13 protein-coding genes and 1 rRNA gene are annotated in these 21,122 nt (G+C 33.2%); 9 read left to right on the plus strand and 5 right to left on the minus strand.

Annotated features, from left to right (window positions below):
* Positions 1–2: 2 nt before the first annotated feature.
* Positions 3–117 (plus strand): 5S ribosomal RNA (gene rrf, locus ACWOBP_RS07665).
* Positions 118–299: 182 nt separating this feature from the next.
* On the opposite strand, the gene ACWOBP_RS07670 is transcribed toward rrf, so the two are convergent.
* From ACWOBP_RS07670 to nagA, 3 genes are all read right to left on the minus strand, one after another.
* Positions 300–1,334: a cyclically-permuted mutarotase family protein gene (locus ACWOBP_RS07670; RefSeq protein WP_455338190.1), complete on the minus strand. Its 1,035-nt coding sequence runs from the start codon at positions 1,332–1,334 to the stop codon at positions 300–302.
* A 118-nt stretch (positions 1,335–1,452) separates the two neighbouring features.
* On the minus strand, positions 1,453–2,172 hold the full coding sequence (gene nagB, locus ACWOBP_RS07675) for a glucosamine-6-phosphate deaminase (RefSeq protein WP_455338191.1): 720 nt from the start codon (positions 2,170–2,172) through the stop codon (positions 1,453–1,455).
* An 18-nt stretch (positions 2,173–2,190) separates the two neighbouring features.
* The gene (nagA, locus tag ACWOBP_RS07680; protein ID WP_455338192.1) at positions 2,191–3,339 is read right to left on the minus strand and encodes an N-acetylglucosamine-6-phosphate deacetylase; all 1,149 of its coding nucleotides are present in this window, start codon (positions 3,337–3,339) and stop codon (positions 2,191–2,193) included.
* Between the two features lie 374 nt (positions 3,340–3,713).
* Between nagA and ACWOBP_RS07685 the strand changes: the two genes are divergently transcribed.
* Complete coding sequence (locus tag ACWOBP_RS07685) at positions 3,714–5,654, plus strand: KUP/HAK/KT family potassium transporter (protein ID WP_455338193.1); 1,941 nt, start codon at positions 3,714–3,716, stop codon at positions 5,652–5,654.
* A 139-nt stretch (positions 5,655–5,793) separates the two neighbouring features.
* Here ACWOBP_RS07685 and ACWOBP_RS07690 read toward each other — a convergent pair whose 3' ends face one another.
* Both ACWOBP_RS07690 and ACWOBP_RS07695 read right to left on the minus strand, forming a co-directional pair.
* Positions 5,794–9,150, minus strand: coding sequence for an SIALI-17 repeat-containing surface protein (locus ACWOBP_RS07690; RefSeq protein WP_455338194.1), 3,357 nt, complete (start codon positions 9,148–9,150; stop codon positions 5,794–5,796).
* 572 nt (positions 9,151–9,722) lie between these two features.
* Positions 9,723–10,907, minus strand: coding sequence for an NADH-dependent flavin oxidoreductase (locus ACWOBP_RS07695; protein ID WP_455338195.1), 1,185 nt, complete (start codon positions 10,905–10,907; stop codon positions 9,723–9,725).
* A 385-nt stretch (positions 10,908–11,292) separates the two neighbouring features.
* On the opposite strand from ACWOBP_RS07695, the gene ACWOBP_RS07700 reads away from it, so the two are divergent.
* The 7 genes from ACWOBP_RS07700 to ACWOBP_RS07730 form a co-directional block, all read left to right on the plus strand.
* Positions 11,293–12,285, plus strand: a complete 993-nt coding sequence (locus ACWOBP_RS07700; RefSeq protein WP_455338196.1) for an MsnO8 family LLM class oxidoreductase — start codon at positions 11,293–11,295, stop codon at positions 12,283–12,285.
* Positions 12,285–13,157, plus strand: coding sequence for an SIR2 family NAD-dependent protein deacylase (locus ACWOBP_RS07705; protein ID WP_455338197.1), 873 nt, complete (start codon positions 12,285–12,287; stop codon positions 13,155–13,157). The genes ACWOBP_RS07700 and ACWOBP_RS07705 overlap by 1 nt, the downstream gene beginning before the upstream one ends.
* Before the next feature lie 126 nt (positions 13,158–13,283).
* The gene (locus ACWOBP_RS07710; protein ID WP_455338198.1) at positions 13,284–14,306 is read left to right on the plus strand and encodes a lipoate--protein ligase; all 1,023 of its coding nucleotides are present in this window, start codon (positions 13,284–13,286) and stop codon (positions 14,304–14,306) included.
* A gap of 32 nt (positions 14,307–14,338) precedes the next feature.
* Positions 14,339–15,511: an NADH-dependent flavin oxidoreductase gene (locus ACWOBP_RS07715; RefSeq protein ID WP_455338199.1), complete on the plus strand. Its 1,173-nt coding sequence runs from the start codon at positions 14,339–14,341 to the stop codon at positions 15,509–15,511.
* Between the two features lie 139 nt (positions 15,512–15,650).
* On the plus strand, positions 15,651–16,673 hold the full coding sequence (locus ACWOBP_RS07720) for a lipoate--protein ligase (protein WP_455338200.1): 1,023 nt from the start codon (positions 15,651–15,653) through the stop codon (positions 16,671–16,673).
* Between the two features lie 292 nt (positions 16,674–16,965).
* A complete protein-coding gene (locus ACWOBP_RS07725; RefSeq protein ID WP_455338201.1) occupies positions 16,966–17,301 on the plus strand; it encodes a glycine cleavage system protein H in 336 nt (111 codons plus the stop codon).
* Between the two features lie 274 nt (positions 17,302–17,575).
* Positions 17,576–21,122 (plus strand): mucin-binding protein (locus ACWOBP_RS07730; protein ID WP_455338202.1); only part of this gene is annotated, 3,547 nt, incomplete at its 3' end.

Below are 21,122 nucleotides of genomic sequence, written 5' to 3' on the forward strand. Positions count from 1 at the left end.
CGTCTGGTGGCGATAGCGAAGAGGACACACCTGTACCCATACCGAACACAGAAGTTAAGCTCTTTAGCGTCGAATGTAGTTGGGCTTACGCCCTGTGAGACTAGAACGTTGCCAGGCAATAGTGAGGACCTTCCTTTTGGAAGGTTCTTTTTTTTACTTTATATCTATTAATATGAATAATTATTAATAGATGTTGTTTTCTTTATGTAATAATACTTAATATCTAAATAGTATATAAATTTAATTGATGAAATGAAGAACTACCTAACATGTGTTTGTTAAGTAGTTCTTTTTGATTATTATTTTTTAGTTCTATGTATATATGGTTTTCTTTCTGCTGGTTTAATTTCACCCATTATAGAATATATATTATTATTTGTAGCTAATAAAGCATGTCCACAAGGTGCTTCAAAAGGAATTTCTCCTAATTGATACCAGTGATTTTCTTTCAAATTGTATACTAATTCTTTTTTATTCCATTTATAGTCACCTACAGGACGTCTGAAGTATGCATCACGGTATTTTGCGTGATCTTCGCCTTGTAATGTTGTTAAGTTAAATACTGCATCTTTCCAAACATCTTTATTGAAACCACCGATTACTAGAAGTTCATGGTCGTTTAATGGAGCCCAGTCAGCACCAAGTAAAGAAACTTCTTCATTATCGACAACCACATCAGCAAGTTGAGTCCATTCTTTTGTCTCTAAGTTAAGTTTAAAGCCATCGTTATAAGTTTCACTAGCTCCACCACCATAAACATAAAGTTCATTGTTGTATACATAACTTACAGCTTGATTACGTAATTTCCCAGGAAATTCTGAAAAGACTTCGAATTTCTTAGTAGATAAATCATATGAATAAAGTTCATTGTTATTTGAGCCATTAATAGATCCGATACCAAAGTATAGTTTATTGTTGTGAACTTTTGCGATAACATTTTCTACAGTAAGTGGAAGTGTGTCGATTACTTCAACTTTTAATTTATTATCAACTACAGTAAATGCTAAAATTTCTGATGATGTTTCTGTTTTATTCGCAATGTAGTATAAAGTATCGTTATATACTGCACTTGGTCCATATGCTAGAGGATAGTCAAATTGAATTTGATCAAGTAAAGTTACTCCGTCAGCTGTTTCTTCGTATAGATATATATCTTTGTGATTTACTTTAACCCCACCATCGACAGGAAGACCTCCTGGGAAGTTAGCACCACCACCAAAGATTAATTTATTTCCGATTACTCCTTTAATTAATCCTGCTGTACCTATATTATTTTCGTAGCCTTTTTGAGCCGCTACAGTAGCTATATTTGACCATTTAAGTTGTGTACTCATTTATTGTACCTCCCTATTTATTTTTACAAAATTAAACGCTTACATAGATTTATTTATTATAGTGGGAGGGTTCGACTGGAGATGATGGTTTAGTCGAAATCCACTCCCACAAATTTTACTATTTAAAGTCTGCTTCTTTGTCTACTAGTACGTATACACTTGGATGATTTTTTAGAACAGTACATGGAATATCTTCAGTTACTTCTTCGCCTTCTACTAAACTTTTAATAGCTTGTTGTTTAGCTTTACCAAAAGCTAATAAGATTATGTGTTTAGCCTTCATAATATCGTTTATTCCCATTGTTACAGCCTGTTTTGGTACTAGATTAATATCATTATTAAAGAATCTTGAATTTGCTTCTATTGTTTCTTGTTTTAAATCAACAATATGTACTCCTGTATCAAAAGATGTACCTGGTTCGTTGAATCCAATGTGACCATTAGAGCCAACACCAAGGATTTGAACATCGATTTCAGCATTGTTCAATTGTTCTTGATACGTTCTTAAGGCTGAATCTAAGTCACTATTTCCAGCATCAGGAATATGAGTGTTGTTTTTTTCTATATCGATATGATCGAATAGATTAGTTTCCATAAATTTATGGTAACTTTCTGGATGATTATAGCTGATTCCTACATATTCATCTAAATTGTAAGATTTTACATTTTTATAGCTAAAATTCCCTGCTTTGTGGTCTGCAATCATTTCTTCGTATAAAGATGTAGGAGATCCTCCAGTAGCAAGACCTAGTGTTGAATTTTCATTAATCAAACTTCTTAAAATTTTGTATGCTTCTTTTGAAGCTTCTTTTTTAGAATTAAAAACTAAATATTTCATAGAATTACCCCTTACTTATTAATCTTCTTTTTTATAAACTTCTTCTCCACGTGCAAATGTTGTTAGTACTTCGTATGTAGGACTAATAACAACAAGGTCAGCATCATAGCCAACTTTTATTTTACCTTTACGATCAGCAAAACCTAGCATTTCTGCAGGATTTTTGGTGCATGAGTTAATCGCTGCGTCTACAGGAACTAAAGCATCCTCAATTAAGACACGTAGACCATCGATAACTCTAAGTGTAGAACCTGCTAAACGTCCGTCATCACGGTGTGCACTGCCATCTTCGTATATTTCCATATTTTCTCCACCGAAGATGTAAGAACCACGACCACAACCTTTAGCGCAGAGTGAGTCGGTAATCATAATTCCATGATCGCGTCCTTTAGCTGTGAAGTATGTATTTAAAGCATCTGTAGTAGAGTGGATACCATCACAGATAATTTCTCCATATGCATCACGTGCACGGAAAGCAAATCCTACTTGACCTCCGTCACGATGGTGGAATCCTACCATTCCATTATAAACGTGAGTTTGAGAAGTTGCACCGTTAGCGAATGCTAAGTAACTTTCTTTATAATTACAAGCAGAGTGCCCTAAACTTACTCTAATACCTTGACTTACTAAGTATTTAGTAAGTTTATAGTCGATATCTTTTTCGCAAGCGATAGTAATAAGTCTAATTAGATTTTTACTAGCTGCTTGGAATTTTTTAAATTGTTCAACACTTGGTGTTTGGATACAACTTAAAGGTTGAGCACCACGTTTTTCTACATCAAGATAAGGACCTTCGAAGTGAATCCCTAAAATTTCAGCACCTTCGTAACCTTCTTCATATACTTTTGCTACATTAGCAACAGCTTTTAGAAGAACTTCTTCAGTTTGTGTAATTGTTGTTGGTAAAAATGATGTCACTCCCTCAGAAACAATATTTTTAGTCCAGTTACGAAGTCCTTCCTCGTTAACATCATTAGTATCGTAACCATAAGCTCCATGTGTATGAACATCTATGAATCCTGGTAAAATACGATTAGATTCAAAATCATAATCTACTTTATCGAATGCATCATAGTCATAAACGGCAGTAATTTTTTTATCTTCTATCTCTAAAATAAGAGGAAGAAATTGTCCGCTTGACCAAACTTTTTTACTTTTTATTAGCATAATAGCACCCCTTTTTTCTTAAAAATCTATCTTTAAATTTAATGTGTTAAATTTCTTTAATTTAATGTTAACACATTTTAAATATATTTGTAAAGTAGAAAAGTAAAAGTTTTCAAAATTAATTTGAAGGTATTTTTAATGATTTAATAAAGTAAAAAAACCGCAGTTATTTTTTTGGAAAATTTAAGGTGTTATATTAGAGAGGAAGTAAGTAAATTTATATTAAAGAAGATATATAATAAAAACTTAATATACTTACTATTGACTTTAGGTTTAAGAGTAATATAATTATAAGTGTGAATTATATTACTGATTTTATCAAGTTAATATAATTTTAATTTATTTTAATTTATTTTAATTAAGAAGGTAAAAGTATGGATAAATCAAGATTAACTTTTCTTGGTGTAATAATAACAATAGGAATAATATTTGGTGATATAGGAACTTCAGTTTTATATGTTATGAAATCATTTGTTCATAATAGTGATAATATGATGAGTGAAAATCTAGTATTGGGTTTTGTGAGTTTAATATTTTGGATAATGACTTTACAAACGACAACAAAATATGTAATGATAGCATTGAAGGCAGATAACCATGGTGAAGGGGGAGTATTTTCGCTTTTTGCTTTAATAAAAAATAAAACAAAACGAAGTGTCGCACTTTTAGCGATGATAGGAGGAGCAACTCTTTTAGCTGATGGAATAATTACACCTGCAATTACGGTAACCTCTGCAGTAGAGGGATTGCATGATATAATTCCTTCTATAAATACTAATGATGTAATAATACTAGTACTTATAATCTTTATCTTTATTTTTTCATTTCAACGTTTTGGAACAAAAAAAATAGGATCACTTTTTGGACCTATAATGACTATGTGGTTTTTATCATTGTTGTTTTGGGGGTTAAAGTCATTAAGTGCTAGACCAGAAGTATTAAAAGCGATAAATCCAAAATATGCGCTACAGTTGATGATTAGCTATCCTGGGGTATTTGTTTTATTAGGAGCAGTATTTTTATGTGTATCGGGAGCTGAGGATTTGTATGTAGATTTAGGACATTGTGGTAGAAAAAATGTAAGGATGGCATGGTTCTTTGTTAAAATTTGTTTACTTACAAACTATTTTGGTCAAGCAGCGTATTTACTATCGACAGATTATAATGTAACAAAAAATCCATTCTTTGCGATAGTACCTGAGAATTTCATAGTATTTCAAGTAATATTGGCGACATTTGCTGCGATAATAGCCAGCCAAAGTCTAATTACAGGATCATTTACACTGATATCAGAAGCGATAAAATTAAACTTATTCCCGAAATTAATGATAAAATATCCAACCGAACTAAAAGGACAGGTCTACGTATCCGCGGTTAATATAATATTATTTATTTGTAGTAGTTGTGTAGTATTATTTTTTAGAACAAGTAGTAATATGGAAGCGGCATATGGACTAAGTATTAGTATAACAATGTTTGTAACGACAATGTTATTAAGTATATATTTATATAAAATAAAAAATAAAAAAACATTTTCTGTAATGTTCATATTATTTTTTGGGATAGAAGAATTACTATTCTTATATGCAAATAGTTTGAAATTTGTCAATGGTGGATATATAACAGTAATAATTGCTACATTAATATTTATAATTATGTTTATTTGGTATAAAGGAACAGAAATAAAAGAAAGAGAAAGTCAGTATTTAACGGTAAAAAATTATACAAAGCAATTGTTAAAATTAAGTGTAGATAAAAGCATACCAAAATATGCAACTAATCTAGTATATTTAACAGGAGCGAAGTATGAAGAAGATGTAGACTATGCTGTACTGTATTCTATATTGAATAAACAACCTAAAAGAGCTAATGTGTACTTTTTTGTGCATATAAATGTCATAGATAAGCCATACAAAAGAGAGTATAAAGTTACAAAATTTAGTGATAAAAAAATCTTCAAAATCACTTTCAACTTAGGTTTTAGGGAAAATCAAAGAGTAAATACATTTATGCGTCAAGTTATAGGGGATTTATTAGAAAATAAAGAATTAGACTTACAACCTACTAAGTATAATTTAAGAGGAAAAGCCGAAACAGTAGGAGATTTTAGATTCGTATTGATTGAAGAAGTATTAGGAAATAGTAATGGATTATCTTCATTTGATAATTTTATTATGAGCTTAAGATTGAAATTAAAGAAAATTACTGTAACGCCAGAAAAATGGTTTGGTTTAGATACGAGTGTTATAACTAAAGAAGCGGTACCTTTAAATGTAGTACAGACTAAAGTAAAAAGACTAACAAGAGTTCAATAAAATAAGATCAGACTTAAAATAAATATATGTAAAAATAAAATTACATTATTTAGGATAAGTCTGATGTTTACTATTTAGATGATATAAAAAGAAAAGAGTATGGAAAATCCATACTCTTTTCTTTTTATACACTAATTGACTATTTAGAAAGTTTACGTCTAACAACTACACTTACAAGAGCAATTAAGCTTAATCCTAGTGCAGCAGTGCTAGAAGAAGTTGCACCAGTTTTTGGTAGAACTTTTTCTGTAGATTTTTCACTTGGATTTGTAGGTTTATCATTTCCAAGTTTAGATAAATCAAATTCAGGAACTTCATTAACAGCCTCTTCAACTGCATTTACTCCACCAGTGAACTCAGGAACTTCGTTAACTGCAGCTTCAGCTCCATTGACACCACCAGTGAATTCAGGAAGTTCAGATTGAACAAGAGCATCGCCATTAGAAGCCTCTGGTTTAGTAGGTTTAGGAGCGTCCCCTTCAGGTTTATTAGGAGTAGGAGGTGTTGTATCGTTTACGCCGCCGTTGAATTCAGGATTATTAGGTTTAGTAGGGGCATTATCATCATTTACGCCACCATTGAATTCAGGAAGTTCAGGTTGAACAAGAACATCACCATTAGAAGCTTCAGGTTTAGTAGGTTTAGGAGCGTCCCCTTCAGGTTTATCAGAAGTAGGAGGTGTTGTATCGTTTACTCCGCCATTGAATTCAGGAAGTTCAGGTTGAACAAGAGCATCACCATTAGAAGCTTCAGGTTTAGTAGGTTTAGGAGCGTCCCCTTCAGGTTTATCAGAAGTAGGAGGTGTTGTATCATTTACGCCACCATTGAATTCAGGAAGTTCAGGTTGAACAAGAGCATCACCATTAGAAGTTTCAGGTTTAGTAGGTTTAGGAGCGTCCCCTTCAGGTTTATTAGAAGTAGGAGGTGTTGTGTCATTTACTCCACCGTTGAATTCAGGATTATTAGGTTGAGTAATAGCATTATCGTCATTTACGCCACCGTTGAATTCAGGATTATTAGGTCGAGTAGTAGCGTTATCGTCATTCACACCACCGTTAAACTCAGGAGCGTTAGGAACCGTAGGAACTTCATCAGGCTGTTTAGCATCGTCAGAAGGCGCATCAGAAGGATTCACACCACCGTTAAACTCAGGAGCGTTAGGAACCGTAGGAACTTCATCAGGTTGTTTAGCATCGTCAGAAGGCGCATCAGAAGGATTCACACCACCGTTAAACTCAGGAGCATTAGGAGCTGTAGGAACTTCGTCAGGTTGTTTAGCGTCACCAGTAGTTGCTTCATCATCATTTACTCCACCTGCGAAGTCTTTAGGTTCTTCTTCACCTTTAGGAACTTCTTTTAAGTTTTTGATATAGCCTAAAGTCGCATTATAATCATCAGTTAGGCTATCAATTTCATCTTTGTATGCTTTTACAGCTCCATTAACTTCATCAAATTTAGCTTGAGCTTCATCTTTAGCAGTTTTAGCATTTTTAACAGCATCTGTAAGTCTAGTTACTGCATCTTGTAATTGGTCAACAACCACTTTTTCAGCAGCATTATCTTTGGCTGTTTTAAGAGCTAATTGAGCTTTTTCTAAAGTTTCATTTTGTTTAGTTAGTGCGTTATTTTTTTCTTCTACAACTTTAGCTTTTTCAATAGCATCAGCTTTGTCTTTATCAGCTACTTTAGATAATTTTTCGATTTTTTCAGCTAAGTCATCAGCAATAAGTGTAAGTTTGTCAACTATTGGTCTAGATTGTTCTTTTTTGTCTAAAGCTTCGACTATATTCTTATCTTCAGTGCTTAATTCTTTAGTTTCGTAAGGAACTGGAGCAGAATCTTTTGTAGCTTCAGCATTATCTAAGTCGTTAACAACTTGAGTAGCCGTGATATCACCAGCTTTAATAGCAGCTAATAAAGCATCTTTACCGATTGCAGCTTTAGCTTCTTCGATAGCTTTAGCTTTATCAGTGATTTTGTTGTTTTCATTGATTTTAGTTTCAGCTTCTTTTTCAAGGTTTTCTAAAAGCTTAGTAAGCAGTGCTAAATTATCACTATCTTCTTTTTTAAGGTCTTCAACAGCTTTTTGAGCTTTTTCAGCATCTTCTTTAGCTTTAGTTAACTCTTCGTTCGCTTTAGTTAATTTATCACTAGCCGCATTTAAAGCTTTTTCAGCATCTTGAACTAAAGCATCTTTTTTAGTAGCTTCCTCTTGAGCTTGTTTTAGTTCAGTAGTTTTAGCAAGAGCTACTTTCTCTAATTCAGCAACTTTTTTGTCAGCTTCCACTTTAGCTTCAGCAGCTTTTTCAGCATCTGTTTTTTCTTTTGGGGCTTCAGGTGTTGGTTCTTCTTTTTTAGGTGGGTTTTTAGCTTCTTCTTCTTTAGCCGCTTTTACTTCATTAAGAGCTTTATTGTACTCGTCAGTAAGTGCATCGATTTCAGCTTTGTAGCCAGCTAATGGAGAATTTGCTTCGTCGAAAGCATTTTGAGCAGCATTACGTTCTTTTTCGATAGCTTTTACAGCTTTGTCTAATGAAGCAATGATATCATCAGATGAACCGTTATCTTTAGCTGATTGTAATGCTTCTTTAGCTTCTTTTAATGTATCTTCTTGTTTTTTAAGAGCTTTAGCTTTTTTCTCAGCGTTAGCTTTATCAGCCTCAGCAACTGCAGTTAATTCTTCGATTTTTTCAGCTAGGTCATCAGCTTTATCTTGAGCTTTTTCTGATGCAGGACGAGCAGCATCAGCTTTTTCAGCTTTGTCGATTCCAGCTTTAACGTCTTCAGGAAGAGCATCTTTAGATTTAGCTTCAGCTGGAGTTGTAGCAGTATCACTTGCAGTATTACTGTCGTTTTCTAATTCTTTAAGAATATCACCAGCTTTTAAATCACCAGATTCAATAGCTTTTAATAATCCTTCTTTGTCAACTAATTCTTTAGCAGCTTTTTTAACAGCTTCTTTATTAGTAATTTTTGGATCATTTGCGATTGATTCTTCTAATTGATCTAAAGCTTTTGATAGAGCTTCTTTAGAATCAGCTTCTTCTTTCTTAGCGTCTTCTTCTTTTTTAGCTTCTTCTTTAACTTTAGCGTCAGCCTTAGCAGCCTCTTCTTTAGCTTTAGCTAATTCAGTATCAGCAGTGTTTTTAGCAGTTTCAGCTTTAGTTTTTGCAGCATCAGCTTCAGCAGCCTCTTTTTTAGCTGCTTCAACTTTCTTACTTTCTTCACTAACTTTAGCAGTTTCAGCATCAACTTTATTTTGAGCTTCAGTAACTTTATCAGTTGCTGTTTTAGCATCAGCTTCAACTTTTTTAGTTTCTGTTGTTTCTTTTGCTTTGTCAACTTGTAATTTTAGGTCTTCAGTTTTGTTAACTACGACATCAGCGTCTCCAGCGTGAGCTACAGCAGATCCAGTTACAGCCACACCGATACCAACAAGTACAGATGCAACCCCAACCTTAAATTTACGTAATGAATATTTTCTTTCTGTTGTCATAAAAATAAATTCCCTTCTTAATTTAATAATATAAAAACTCTGTTCTAAAATTGTCCGATTCTCTATGAAGAAAAGAACAAATTAGAGACAATTAGTGTATTGATAAGTTCTATTATACTAAAAAAAAAACTAGAAAACAACGACTTTTGTAACTTAAGTAAGCTAAAAATCTATATAATAAAGGGAGGATTAGAAAAATAGTGAACAAATATTATTATATAATAAAATGAATGATATAATAATAGAGGGTTGGATTAGAATGTATTGATAATACTATTTATTATGAAATATATTTTTCCAAAAAATAAAATATAATTATATAACGTAAATAAAGTAAATATAAAAAATAAAAATATTAAATTTTTATTACAAAAATTATGTAAACTTTATAAATATAATATAACTATATAACAAATAAGATATTTATGTTAAGACGATAAAAAATAGTTGGTTGAATTAATATATAGATAATTTGAATGATAAATAAAATATATGTGTAAAAGATAATATAAAAAAGGAGAATCAAAAAATCAATATACTTTATAAACTTGATTTTTTGATTCTCTAAATTTTTATTTTAAATAATTTTCTTCTAATTTTCTAAATTCATCTCTTGTATGTTGGGGTAGAGAACGCCCATAGTCCATCATAAGGACAATATCTTTGAAGGCGGCTTTTGGAATAGCTAGACGTTCTATATCTTCAACACCAACATTTAGATTTATATCTTCTATATGATTTGTTTTTAATTTTTCTACAAAGTCAGGTTCAGCGACAAATGGTGAAGATAAGCCAATCATATCAGCATGTAATATAGCTTCTTCGCATTTTTCAATAGTATTGATACCCCCAGAGGCGATTAACGGGATTCTTCCATTTAAATGCTCGTAAACTACTTCATTTATAAGACGATCGTAATGAGCTCCCTTTGCGCGTACGCGATTTAGATAAATATTTTGCCCCCAACTTGCGATTGCCATATATGATAGAGGAACTCGTTCTAATAACCAATCTGTAAGTTGATTGAATTCTTCAACAGTATACCCAACTTCTTCCCCACGTGTTTCTTCTGGAGTTGCACGATAACCGAAGATAAAGTCTTTTGGTGCTTCATTTTTAATTACTTCATATACGTCCTCAAAAACTTCAAGGATGAAGCGTGAGCGATTTTCTAATGTATCTACTCCGTATTTATCGTGGCGTTCATTGGAGAAAGTTGAGAAGAATGTTTGTAATAGAAGACGTTGTGCACTAGATACTTCTATACCATCGAAACCAGCTGCGATAGCACGACTTGTAGCTCGCTTATAATTTGTTCGTATTTTTTGTATATCTTCTATAGAAAGAGGATGAACGATATGTTCTACAGGAGAGTTAAGTTCCATATAACTAGGCCCAACGGCACGCTTATTAGAAGTAACATAGTGATTAGCAAATCGTCCAGCATGAGTTAACTGAAGTATAGCTTTTGCTCCGCCAGATTTCATAGCTTGCGCCATTTTTTTTAATCCAGGAATACATGCATCATCATGAACACTAAAGCCGTATTCAAAAAGTTGGCCTTCCAGATTAACATAAGCAGCTCCAGTGATTTGTAAAGGTGCTGTATTTTTTCGTCTCTTTGCATAAAGAAGATCTTCTTCAGTAATGTATCCTTCTGTGGTAGAAGAGTTCGTAGTCATAGGTGAAAGAACGAAACGATTCTCTAGAACTATTCCGTTAGCTAATTTTACAGGGGTTAGTAATTTAGATTCCATAAAAATACCTCTTTAAATGATGTGATAAATATATAACTAGAACCATAGAATATGTAATAATAAATAAGGAGAGAAGATATTGATAAGATAACGTTGATATCAATAATTCCTTCATTATTATTAAGAAAATCTAATAAATTAAATCACTATAATTTTTTAATAAAAATATAAAGTAATGGTGCTAGGTATGTGTACTTTTACTGAAAATATGATATAATAAGTTCGTAATTTCAGAAAAGGTTTTCTTATAATTTATTATATCAGATTATTAACTAGATAAAAAGATAAAAATAAATTTGTAAATGGATAATTTTAATCGACTTTATAAAGAAAATAAAAGTTTGAAGTTATGTAAATTTAAGATAAAATATTCGAGGATAATAATATGAAACTTAGTATTTTAGATTATGCTATTGTAGATGAAGGAAAAACTGCAATAGAGGCTATAGAAGAGAGTATAGAACTTGCTCGCCTAGCTGAAAAACTAGGTTATAGTCGTTTTTGGATGGCTGAGCATCATCAGGTTCCTGCCTTAGCTAGTAGTAGCCCAGAATTATTAATGTTGCACCTTCTTCAAAATACAGAAAAGATACAAATAGGTTCAGGTGGAATAATGATTCCTCACTATTCACCGTATAAAATTAGCGAATGGATCAAACTTCTAAGCGCGCTATATCCTAATAGGGTGAACCTTGGGATAGGGAATAATCCTGGGACCAAAATAGTTCAGAAGTTGATGGATACTACACCTATAACGAGAGACGAGTACAATGATAGCTGTAAAGAATTACTAGAACTTCTTACAGGTACTGAAACACTAGTTCAACCACCGGAAGCGAAGGTAAGTCCGATGTGGCTATTATCTACTAGTGAAAAAAGTGCGAATCTAGCTGCGGAGCTAGGACAAAATTACGTGTATGGTCTATTCTTTAATCAGGCTGTAGATTATATAGAGACAGCTAAAAGATGCTTAAATACGTACCGTACTAAAATGCGTGAACAACAAAAAACACCCCAAGATGTGGTTGCGGTTTTTATAGCGATAGGGGAGGATGAACAGGAAGCGAAAGACTTAGTACGCTGTTTAGATGTTTGGCTTCTTGGGAAAAAAGAATTTACAGAATTTGACAGATTTCCTAGCATACAAACAGCTAAAGATTATGTGATTAGTGAAGCGGATATAGAAAAAGTAGAAAAAAACAGAACGCGTTTAGTTTGGGGTACGAAGGATGTAGTAGTAGAAAAGCTAAAAAAATTAGCAGCAGAATTCGAATTAGAAGAGTTGATGTGCATACCTTTAGTACCAACAATAGAAAGAAGAAAAAATATTATTGAGATTTTAGCTAAAGAGCTAATGGAAAAAGAGGAGAAAAATTAATGACTTGGAAGGCTATCGAGTTAGAAGAAAACAATGCCGAAAAACTAGCACAGTTAATAGAAGAGGCTGAGGCAATAGTCATAGGAATAGGAGCTGGAATGTCAGCTGCTGACGGTTTTACTTATATTGGAGAGAGATTTACGAGCAACTTTAAAGATTTTGTAGAAAAATATAAGTTTTTAGATATGTTGCAGGCGAGTTTGTTTGACTTTCCGAGTTCACAGGAATATTGGGCGTTTCAAAGTCGTTTTGTCTTGCTAAATTACTTTGATCAACCCGTCGGTGCGAGTTATTTAGCATTAAAAAACATCTTAAAGGATAAAAATTATCATATTATTACGACAAATGCCGATAATGCCTTTGATGTTGCGGATTATGATATGGATAAAGTCTTTCATATTCAAGGTAAGTACGGGCTTATGCAGTGTAGCAAACATTGTCATGCAAAGACTTATCAAGATGAAGCACTAATGCGTAGACTGGCTGTTGAACAAGAAAATATGGAAGTTGACTACAGGTCTATTCCACTTTGTCCAGAATGTGGTGCACCACTTGAGGTTAATAAGCGTAATGCTGAAAAGGGAATGGTAGAAGACCCAATCTTTTTCGAACATCTTGATAAGTACAATGAGTTTTTAGAAAATAATCATGATAAGAAAACATTATTTATCGAGATAGGGGTAGGGTTTACGACACCACAGTTTATAAAATATCCATTTTATAGAGAACTTGATAAAAATCCTAATGCGTTAATGGTGACTATGAACCAGAAGAAATATCAATTCCCAGAAAGGATTGCTTCTAGAGTATTGTGGTTTAATCAAAATAGCAAAGACTTAACGTTAGATGTGGAAGAATTGTTGGAAAAATAGTGCGAATTAGAATTTCTATTAGAGAACTCTAAACACAGTACAATGCGCATAAATTTCGCGCGATATAATTTAATATTAGCTAAAAAAATACATTAACAAAAATTAACAAATAAAGGAGAATAAATTATGTATTTAATAGAACCAATTAGAAACGGAAAATATTTACCAGATGGAGCGCTAGTAATGGCGATGCAAGTTTACGTACTTAACAACATCGATATCGATGAGACTGTAATCTTCCCATATTACTGTGAACCAAAAGTAGAAATCGGATTATTCCAAAATGCTGAAACAGAAGTAAACCATGAATATATGAAAGAAAAAGATATTATCCTAGTTCGTCGTGATACAGGTGGTGGAGCTGTATACGTTGATAACGGTGCTGTTAACGTATGTTTCTTAATGCCAGGGGATACTGATGTGTACGGAAACTACAAAAAATTCTATCAACCAGCAGTAGATGTACTTCACAGCTTAGGAGCTACAGAAGTTGAACAAAGAGGACGTAATGACTTAACTGCTCGCGGTAAAAAAGTAAGTGGAGCTGCGATGACATTAGTACGTGGTAAAATCTACGGAGGATATTCATTACTTCTTGATGTAAATTACGAAGCGATGGTTAATGCCTTAACGCCAAACCGTAAAAAAATTGAATCAAAAGGTATTGAATCAGTAAGAGCACGTGTAATGGGTATGCGTGAACTATTAAAACCTGAATACCAAAATGTAACAATCGATGAGTTCAAAAACTTAATTATCTGCGGATTAATGGGAATCGAAGATATTAAAGATGCGAAGAGATATGAACTAACTGATGAAGACTGGGCTGCAATTGAAAAACTTGCAGATGAAAAATACCGTAACTGGGATTGGAACTACGGAAAATCACCACGTTATAACTACAACCGTGATGCTCACCTTGCAATCGGAACAGTTGATTTTAGCTTAGAAGTTGAAGAAGGACGTATTACAAAAGCGAAAATCTACGGAGACTTCTTCGGAAAAGGTAACGTGCGAGACGTAGAAGAAAAACTTATCGGAGTAAGGGTAAAAGAAGAAGACTTACTAGAAGCTCTAAGAAGTATTGATTTAGCATTCTACTTTGGTAATGTAGAAGCTAAAGAATTAGTAGACTTAATCTTAAGCTAGTTTTACAAACTATGTAAAAGAGGTGTGAGTTTATGGAAAAATTATTAACTCCCATAAAACTAGCAAACGGTGTGCAGTTAGAAAATAGGTTCGTGCTGTCACCGATGACGACTAATTCTTCTACAAAAGATGGAATTATCACAAAAGAGGACTTGGATTATGCATTAAGACGTTCTAAATCAGCGCCACTGCAGGTAACAGGTGCGGCTTATGTCGATGTTGATGGGCAGTTGTTCGAGTTTGGTTTCGGTGCACATGATGATAGTTGTATTCCAGGACTTACTAAGATGGCAGCTGCGATGCAAGAAGCTGGAGCGAAGGCTATTTTGCAATTGACTTATTCGGGTGCGGGTGCTAATTATTACGGAGTAAATCATAAGGTTTATGGTCCTAGTAAGTTAAAATTGCACCTTCCGTTTGAACATGAGGTAGAAGAGATGTCTCATGAAATGATCGATGTGATTAAACAAAAATACAAAGATGCTACGAGAAGAGCGATATGCGCAGGCTTTGCAGGGATAGAAATATCAACAGCACAAAAGCTAATGCTGCAGACGTTTTTCTCAACGGTATCGAATAAACGCCATGATGAATATGGTGTAGATTCACTAGAAAATAGAGCTCGATTTATACTAGAAGTTTTTGAAGCGGTGTATGAAGTTATAAAAAATGAGGCACCTGACGATTTTATTTTAGGATATAGAGCAACCCCAGAAGAGACACGTGGTGCAATAATCGGTTATACTGTTGAGGAGTTCAATCAACTCACAGATTGGATACTAGAAAGAGTGCCATTATCTTACATTGCGATAGCCAGTTGGGGACAAAATATTTATCTAAATAAAGTTCGTGCTGAAGGACCTAACGAAGGTCGATTGATTAACGAAGTAGTTCATGAACATCTAGCGGGACGCGTTCCTTTAATGGCAACTGGTGGAATTAATAGTATAGAAAAAAGCCGTGAGGCTATTATGCACGCTGAGATGGTAGGTTTATCTAGTGTTTTTGTTGCAGAACCGGATTTTGTAGCTAAATTCCAAGAAAATCGTGAGGAAGATATTAATCTAGATGTAGGTGTGGAGGATATCGAAAGACTAGCGATCCCCAAAGCTGCGTTTAAAGATATCGTGCTTATGATGGATTATGGAAAGAGTCTCCCACAACATACGAGAGATGAATTTAGAAAATTAGAAGAAAATTACTAAGAAGACTGTTATGATTTATAGAGAGAATTAATTATATTAATAGCAGACTATTAAGGTGAAGAGGCTACTATTATCTAAGGTTAAACTTGAATAATAGTAGCTGTTTATATTGTAGTGTTTTAGAAAACGAGGAGTGCTTATGTATTTAATAGAGCCGATAAGAAATGGACAGTATATTTATGATGGAGCAGTAGCTTTAGCTATACAAGTACATGTTTTGAATAAATTGAACTTAGATGAAGATATAATATTTCCTTATTGTTGCAAACCGAAGGTGCAGATAGGTCTTTTTCAAAATGCCGAAAAAGAGATTAACCATGAGTACATGAAAGCTCACGGAATCACCCTTGTTAGACGTGATACAGGTGGAGGTACAGTATTTTTAGATGAGGGGGCTGTAAATATCTGCCTTATTATGAATGGCGATAGTAATGTTTATGGTAATTTTAAAAAATTCTATGAACCTGCGGTAAATATTCTACATAATCTAGGTGTGAATGAGGTTGAACAAACAGGGAGAAATGACCTTGTTGTTGATGGAAAGAAAGTTAGCGGAGCTGCTATGACTCTTGTTAATGGTAAAATTTACGGTGGATATACACTACTTCTTGATATTGATTATGATGCGATGGTTAATGTACTAATACCTAATCGTAAGAAAATTGAGTCGAAAGGAATTGATTCGGTACGAAGTAGAGTTACAGGTCTTAGAGAGTATTTAGATGAGGGATATAGAGATTTATCTGTAGTAGATTTCAAAGACTTATATTTATGTCGTCTGTTTAATTGTGAAAGACTCGAAGACATAAAACGTTATGAACTTACAGAAGAAGATTGGCGAGAAATCGATAAGTTGCTTTCTAAGAAATATCAAAACTGGGATTGGAATTACGGAAAATCACCACGTTATAATTATAACAGAGATGCTCGTCTAGGAATTGGGACTGTCGAGTTTAATCTGGAAATAGAAGCAGGAAGAATAACAAAAGCTAAGATTTATGGAGACTTCTTCGGAAAAGGTAATGTAGCTGACGTTGAGGAAAAACTAATAGGAGTAAGGGTAAAAGAGGAAGACTTACTAGAAGTATTAGAAAGAGTCGACTTAGCACATTATTTCGGAAAAATAGAAGCGCAAGAATTGGTAGATTTGATATTGAGTTAAGGTTAACATGAAATATATTTAGACGCAGTGGTTTATTGATATCTAAATTCGAATTTTAAAAGCTTTTTAGATATCTAATAAACTAATGAGGAAAGTGACTTGATAAGATAGATTTCTATGAAATCAAGATTTTTAAGTTTCTCCTATAAACATAAAAATCAACTGAAGGATAATTTCGGTTGATTTTTTAATAGATATATTGTATAATGTTCATTTAAACAAAAAAGATATTGATAAAGTAGTATTTAGATGTTAGAATAAATTTAGAAAAAAAAGAAAGAAGGATGTAAGAATGAAAAAATTAGCAAAAGCCTTATGGATTGAAAAAAGTGAAGGAGTTTACATTATTGGACCAACTGCAGAATTACAAGATGATGTTGGTACTGTAGGATTTGTAGAATTCTCAAGAAAAGAAAAATTAGAAAAAGATGATGTTATCTTACGTTTAGAAGCATCAAAAACAGTATTAGACATTAATACACCATTAGCTGGGGATGTAGTAGAGTATAATAAAAAAGCAGAAGACGAGCCAACTGTCTTAAACTCGGCCGATCCAAAAGAATCTTGGATTGTAAAATTAACAAATGTTGATGAAGCTGAATTCAACAAATTTGTAGAATATAAATAATAATTTTAGTTATACCAAAAAACTTCGTGATACAGAGATATTTTCTGTTATCTCGAAGTTTTTTATATAACCATGGCTGTATGTAAATAGAGAAAATAATAATTTTAAATTTGATAATGAGTTTGGAAGGATAAGAATAGAGTATAAGTAGTAGCTATTTGTAAATAATATATATTATTGAAATATTTGAAAATAGTAAAAAAAAATGATAGAATTCAAATATATTTAATTAAAAAAACATTAATAAATAAGAAAGTATAGAATAGGATAAAAAATGAAAAATAAACAATTTAAGATTGGTATTAGTCAAAGAGATAATAGATTTAGTATTAGAAAGTTTAATGTCGGGGTTGCTAGTATAGCGGTGTCCTCTATTGCGATAGCGGGTATGATGTTCTTGGGGAATGCAAATTTTGCTTATGCAGAAGAAGGTAATACAGATTTTAATAGAACAGGTACAGGGAATTCAACGGTAATAGATGCGAAGGAATTTGTAATGGTGACTCATGTGAAACCTGATGGTAATGTTGAAGACGTTGCTATATTGAAATCTGATTTCTCGGAAAATTTAGAGAAACTAAAGAAAAATTATCCAGGTTTAGAAGCAACAAAGTTGGAATTTGTTTCAAAAAACACATATAAAATTATTTATAGAGCACAAGCAACGACTAATACTACTTCGGAAACATCGACAACGCCAAGAGAGAATAAGGTAAGTTTACAAGGGCATCTTGTCGGAAGTCAGACAGAATATAATGTAGGAGAGCAAATTATTTCTACGTTCAGATTAGATGTGTCTGCACCTTCAAGATTAGAAGATGGGTCTTATATTTTAGTGAATTTACCAGCTAATGAACCGATTACTGATGTACAATTTGGGTCTGCTTTAAAAGTTGAAAAAGTAAATGATACACAATATAAAATTTATACTGGAGAAGTTCCAAGTGGTTCGTATGCTAACTTCAATATAAGTTATAAATTTGATAAATATAGAACGGGACGTAATTCACAAACGACAATTACGGCTCAAGTAGTTGATAAGACTGGTGCGGCAATTACACCAACTACTTCTACAACAGCTAGAGTAACTAATACAAATAAGAGTGGGTATGCAAATATAAGTGTCGATAGTGAAAGTGGTGCTAGAGATTTAGCTTTATTTAGTACTAATGCTCCTGGAGATTCTATTGATGAAACTAAGAATAAAGAGTTAGTTTTAAAATTAACTACTTTTAATAAAGAGACTTCAGCGGTAAATAAAATTGTTCATGAAGTAACGTTACCGACTGGTGCAGTTTTATCTCAAGCATCTATAGATGCTGGTTGGACTCAAGATGGAAATATCGCTCGTTATACAAGAACAATAACAGATGCAAAATCTGTGTTTAATGAGGGGAACAATACTAGTGATGATACACTTCGTATAAATATGCGTCAGGCAGGGACATTAGAGGAGTTTCTGAAAGGAAAAGAATTTTCTTTTACGGATAATGTAACTTATACTGATAAGTCCGGAGAAACGAACACAAGTCAAGGTACAACTTCATTAGTAGTGAAAGCCGTGAATCCATATAAAGATAATGGATCTGGAGCTAATCCGAATGCGGCAGGAGGTCAACCGCCGCTGGTTATTAATAACTTTACTAATGAACAAAATTATGAAAACAGGGTGAATATTGCAGTTCCTGGGATTAATACGGAGACAGATGATAAGAGAATTATTGTTTTTTGGAGAAGTGTAGATACACCAACAAAAGTTAAAGAAGTTGAATTAACAATTGATAGTGATTTTGATCAGAAGAGATCTATTGAATTTTATGGTACTTGGAACAAGAATGGGGCTTATGCTGCTTGGTATGCACCGGATAATCTAGGAACTAGTAATACATTTGAAGTATATACGGTAAATGGTACAACAGAAACAAAACTTGGAGAAATCGCCTTTAAGAAAAACGGTGGAACGTCTATAGATTTACCAGAAGGAACAACTAAAGTTTTATTAAGACCAAAAGGTGAGATGACATTTACAAATGATACGCTAAGTCAAGCAGGTATTTATTTACACCAAAATCTAAAAGGTTTAGAAAAAGCTAAACAAATGGTAGCGGAAGGGAAAGAAGCGAAGAGTATTGTTACTGCAAAAGTATCTACTCAGGACACAGATGTAGTAAATACAAGTATTTCTAAAACCATCTTAGCAGATGCAAGAACAGCTTTAAAACTGGTGCCAAGAACTGGAAAAATAGAAACAGTATTACCAGGTAACAAAACGCAACCTTTAAGTGCAGGGATAGAAGCTTATAATTATTCGCCTTCAGGTTTAGGAAATCGAGTTTATAATACAACAACTTCGCATAGTGCTACTACAGATAAGAACTTAACTTATCTTGGTGCGAAAAATGCCAAAATTATTGTTGAATTACCTGATGGCTTTAGTTATGCAGGAAGTAGCCCACTTGTAACTGTAGATGAAAATTATCAAAATACTGGTAAACGTGTATTGATTATTGATCCGAAGGATTCGAATACGCGTGAGAATGTAACTCCAAATTTAGAGTTTAATGTGGCACAATGGGTTCAAACAGGTAGCTATCCTTTGAAATATACATTAGTTTGGGATGAAAGTAGGTTTCTTCATGGATTGAATCCAAATAATGAGTTCGATGGAGATAAAAAAATTATTAATACATCAACTTTTACTTATGAAATTCCTGTAGAGAATACATCAGCTTCACGACTACATGTAGATGTGACTGATAAAAATAATCAGCGAGAAGGGTACACTACATCTCTGAAAAATCTGGCGCCAAAAGCAGATGTGACATATCGCTTTACATTATCGAATAGAGATAATTCAAAATTATCGAATAATGAAGTACTTGTGACATTACCTAAAAAAGGAGACAAGAATATTGTTGATACAAATATAGTCCGTAATTCTGCATTTGATGTGGAAGTTACAGGAGAAGCAATAGTACCTGCAGGATGGACTGCATACTACTTAACTTCTCCGATTAATGGAAATGCTAATGAAGTTGCTGCAGCAACAACTTTAACAGCGGATCAAGTTACAGATTGGAGTAAGGTTACAGCAGTTAAGTTTGTTTCTAATCCAGGGACTACATTGAATCCAGGCTTATCAAATGAATTTTTACTACCGGCAAGAATCGCTAGTGATGCTCAAAATAATCAAGTAGCTAATATTACAGCGGCAGCAAAAACAGATACGGAAACAATATTTAATGAGGCAAATGTAGCTTCTGTTATTATAAAAACAGAAGATATAAAAAATGGAGCTGTTAAAATTGCATATGAAGATAAGCAAGGAAATACGATTAAACCAACGATAACAGCTATTGAAAAAAGAGCTTATACAAAAGATTATAATGTAGATACAGAAGAATATCGTCCTGATGAATTTACATATAATGATATAGCCTATAGATATATTGGGGTCAAAGAAACTTCGGCTCCGGTTGAAGGGGTTGTTGATAGTGAAGAAATTACGGTAACTTATGTTTATGATACTTTGTATGAAAAGGGAACAGAAGAAAAAACAGTGACAAGAACAATCAACTACCTAGAAAAAGGTACGAACAAAGTCTTGAAAGATCCAACAGTTGAAACAGTGACGTTAACAAGAACAAAAACAACAAACAAAGTCACAGGTGATGTTACATACGGAGAATGGAGCAAAGGTAACTGGTCAGAAGTAACACCAGAAGCAATAGCAAAATACAAAGCGCCAAGTGTAGCAACAGTAGAAAGAGCAGAAGTAACATCAACAACAGAAAACAAAATAATCGATGTATACTACGAAG

It is taken from the genome of Gemella parahaemolysans (assembly GCF_053758945.1).

Excerpts from the sequence above, each read along its gene's own strand:
- ACWOBP_RS07695 (WP_455338195.1), bottom strand. The coding sequence starts at position 10,907 with ATGGAATCTAAATTACTAACCCCTGTAAAATTAGCTAACGGAATAGTT.
- ACWOBP_RS07725 (WP_455338201.1), top strand. The coding sequence starts at position 16,966 with ATGAAAAAATTAGCAAAAGCCTTATGGATTGAAAAAAGTGAAGGAGTT.
- ACWOBP_RS07670 (WP_455338190.1), bottom strand. The coding sequence starts at position 1,334 with ATGAGTACACAACTTAAATGGTCAAATATAGCTACTGTAGCGGCTCAA.
- ACWOBP_RS07720 (WP_455338200.1), top strand. The coding sequence starts at position 15,651 with ATGTATTTAATAGAGCCGATAAGAAATGGACAGTATATTTATGATGGA.
- ACWOBP_RS07715 (WP_455338199.1), top strand. The coding sequence starts at position 14,339 with ATGGAAAAATTATTAACTCCCATAAAACTAGCAAACGGTGTGCAGTTA.
- ACWOBP_RS07685 (WP_455338193.1), top strand. The coding sequence starts at position 3,714 with ATGGATAAATCAAGATTAACTTTTCTTGGTGTAATAATAACAATAGGA.
- nagA (WP_455338192.1), bottom strand. The coding sequence starts at position 3,339 with ATGCTAATAAAAAGTAAAAAAGTTTGGTCAAGCGGACAATTTCTTCCT.
- ACWOBP_RS07700 (WP_455338196.1), top strand. The coding sequence starts at position 11,293 with ATGAAACTTAGTATTTTAGATTATGCTATTGTAGATGAAGGAAAAACT.
- ACWOBP_RS07710 (WP_455338198.1), top strand. The coding sequence starts at position 13,284 with ATGTATTTAATAGAACCAATTAGAAACGGAAAATATTTACCAGATGGA.
- ACWOBP_RS07690 (WP_455338194.1), bottom strand. The coding sequence starts at position 9,150 with ATGACAACAGAAAGAAAATATTCATTACGTAAATTTAAGGTTGGGGTT.
- ACWOBP_RS07705 (WP_455338197.1), top strand. The coding sequence starts at position 12,285 with ATGACTTGGAAGGCTATCGAGTTAGAAGAAAACAATGCCGAAAAACTA.
- nagB (WP_455338191.1), bottom strand. The coding sequence starts at position 2,172 with ATGAAATATTTAGTTTTTAATTCTAAAAAAGAAGCTTCAAAAGAAGCA.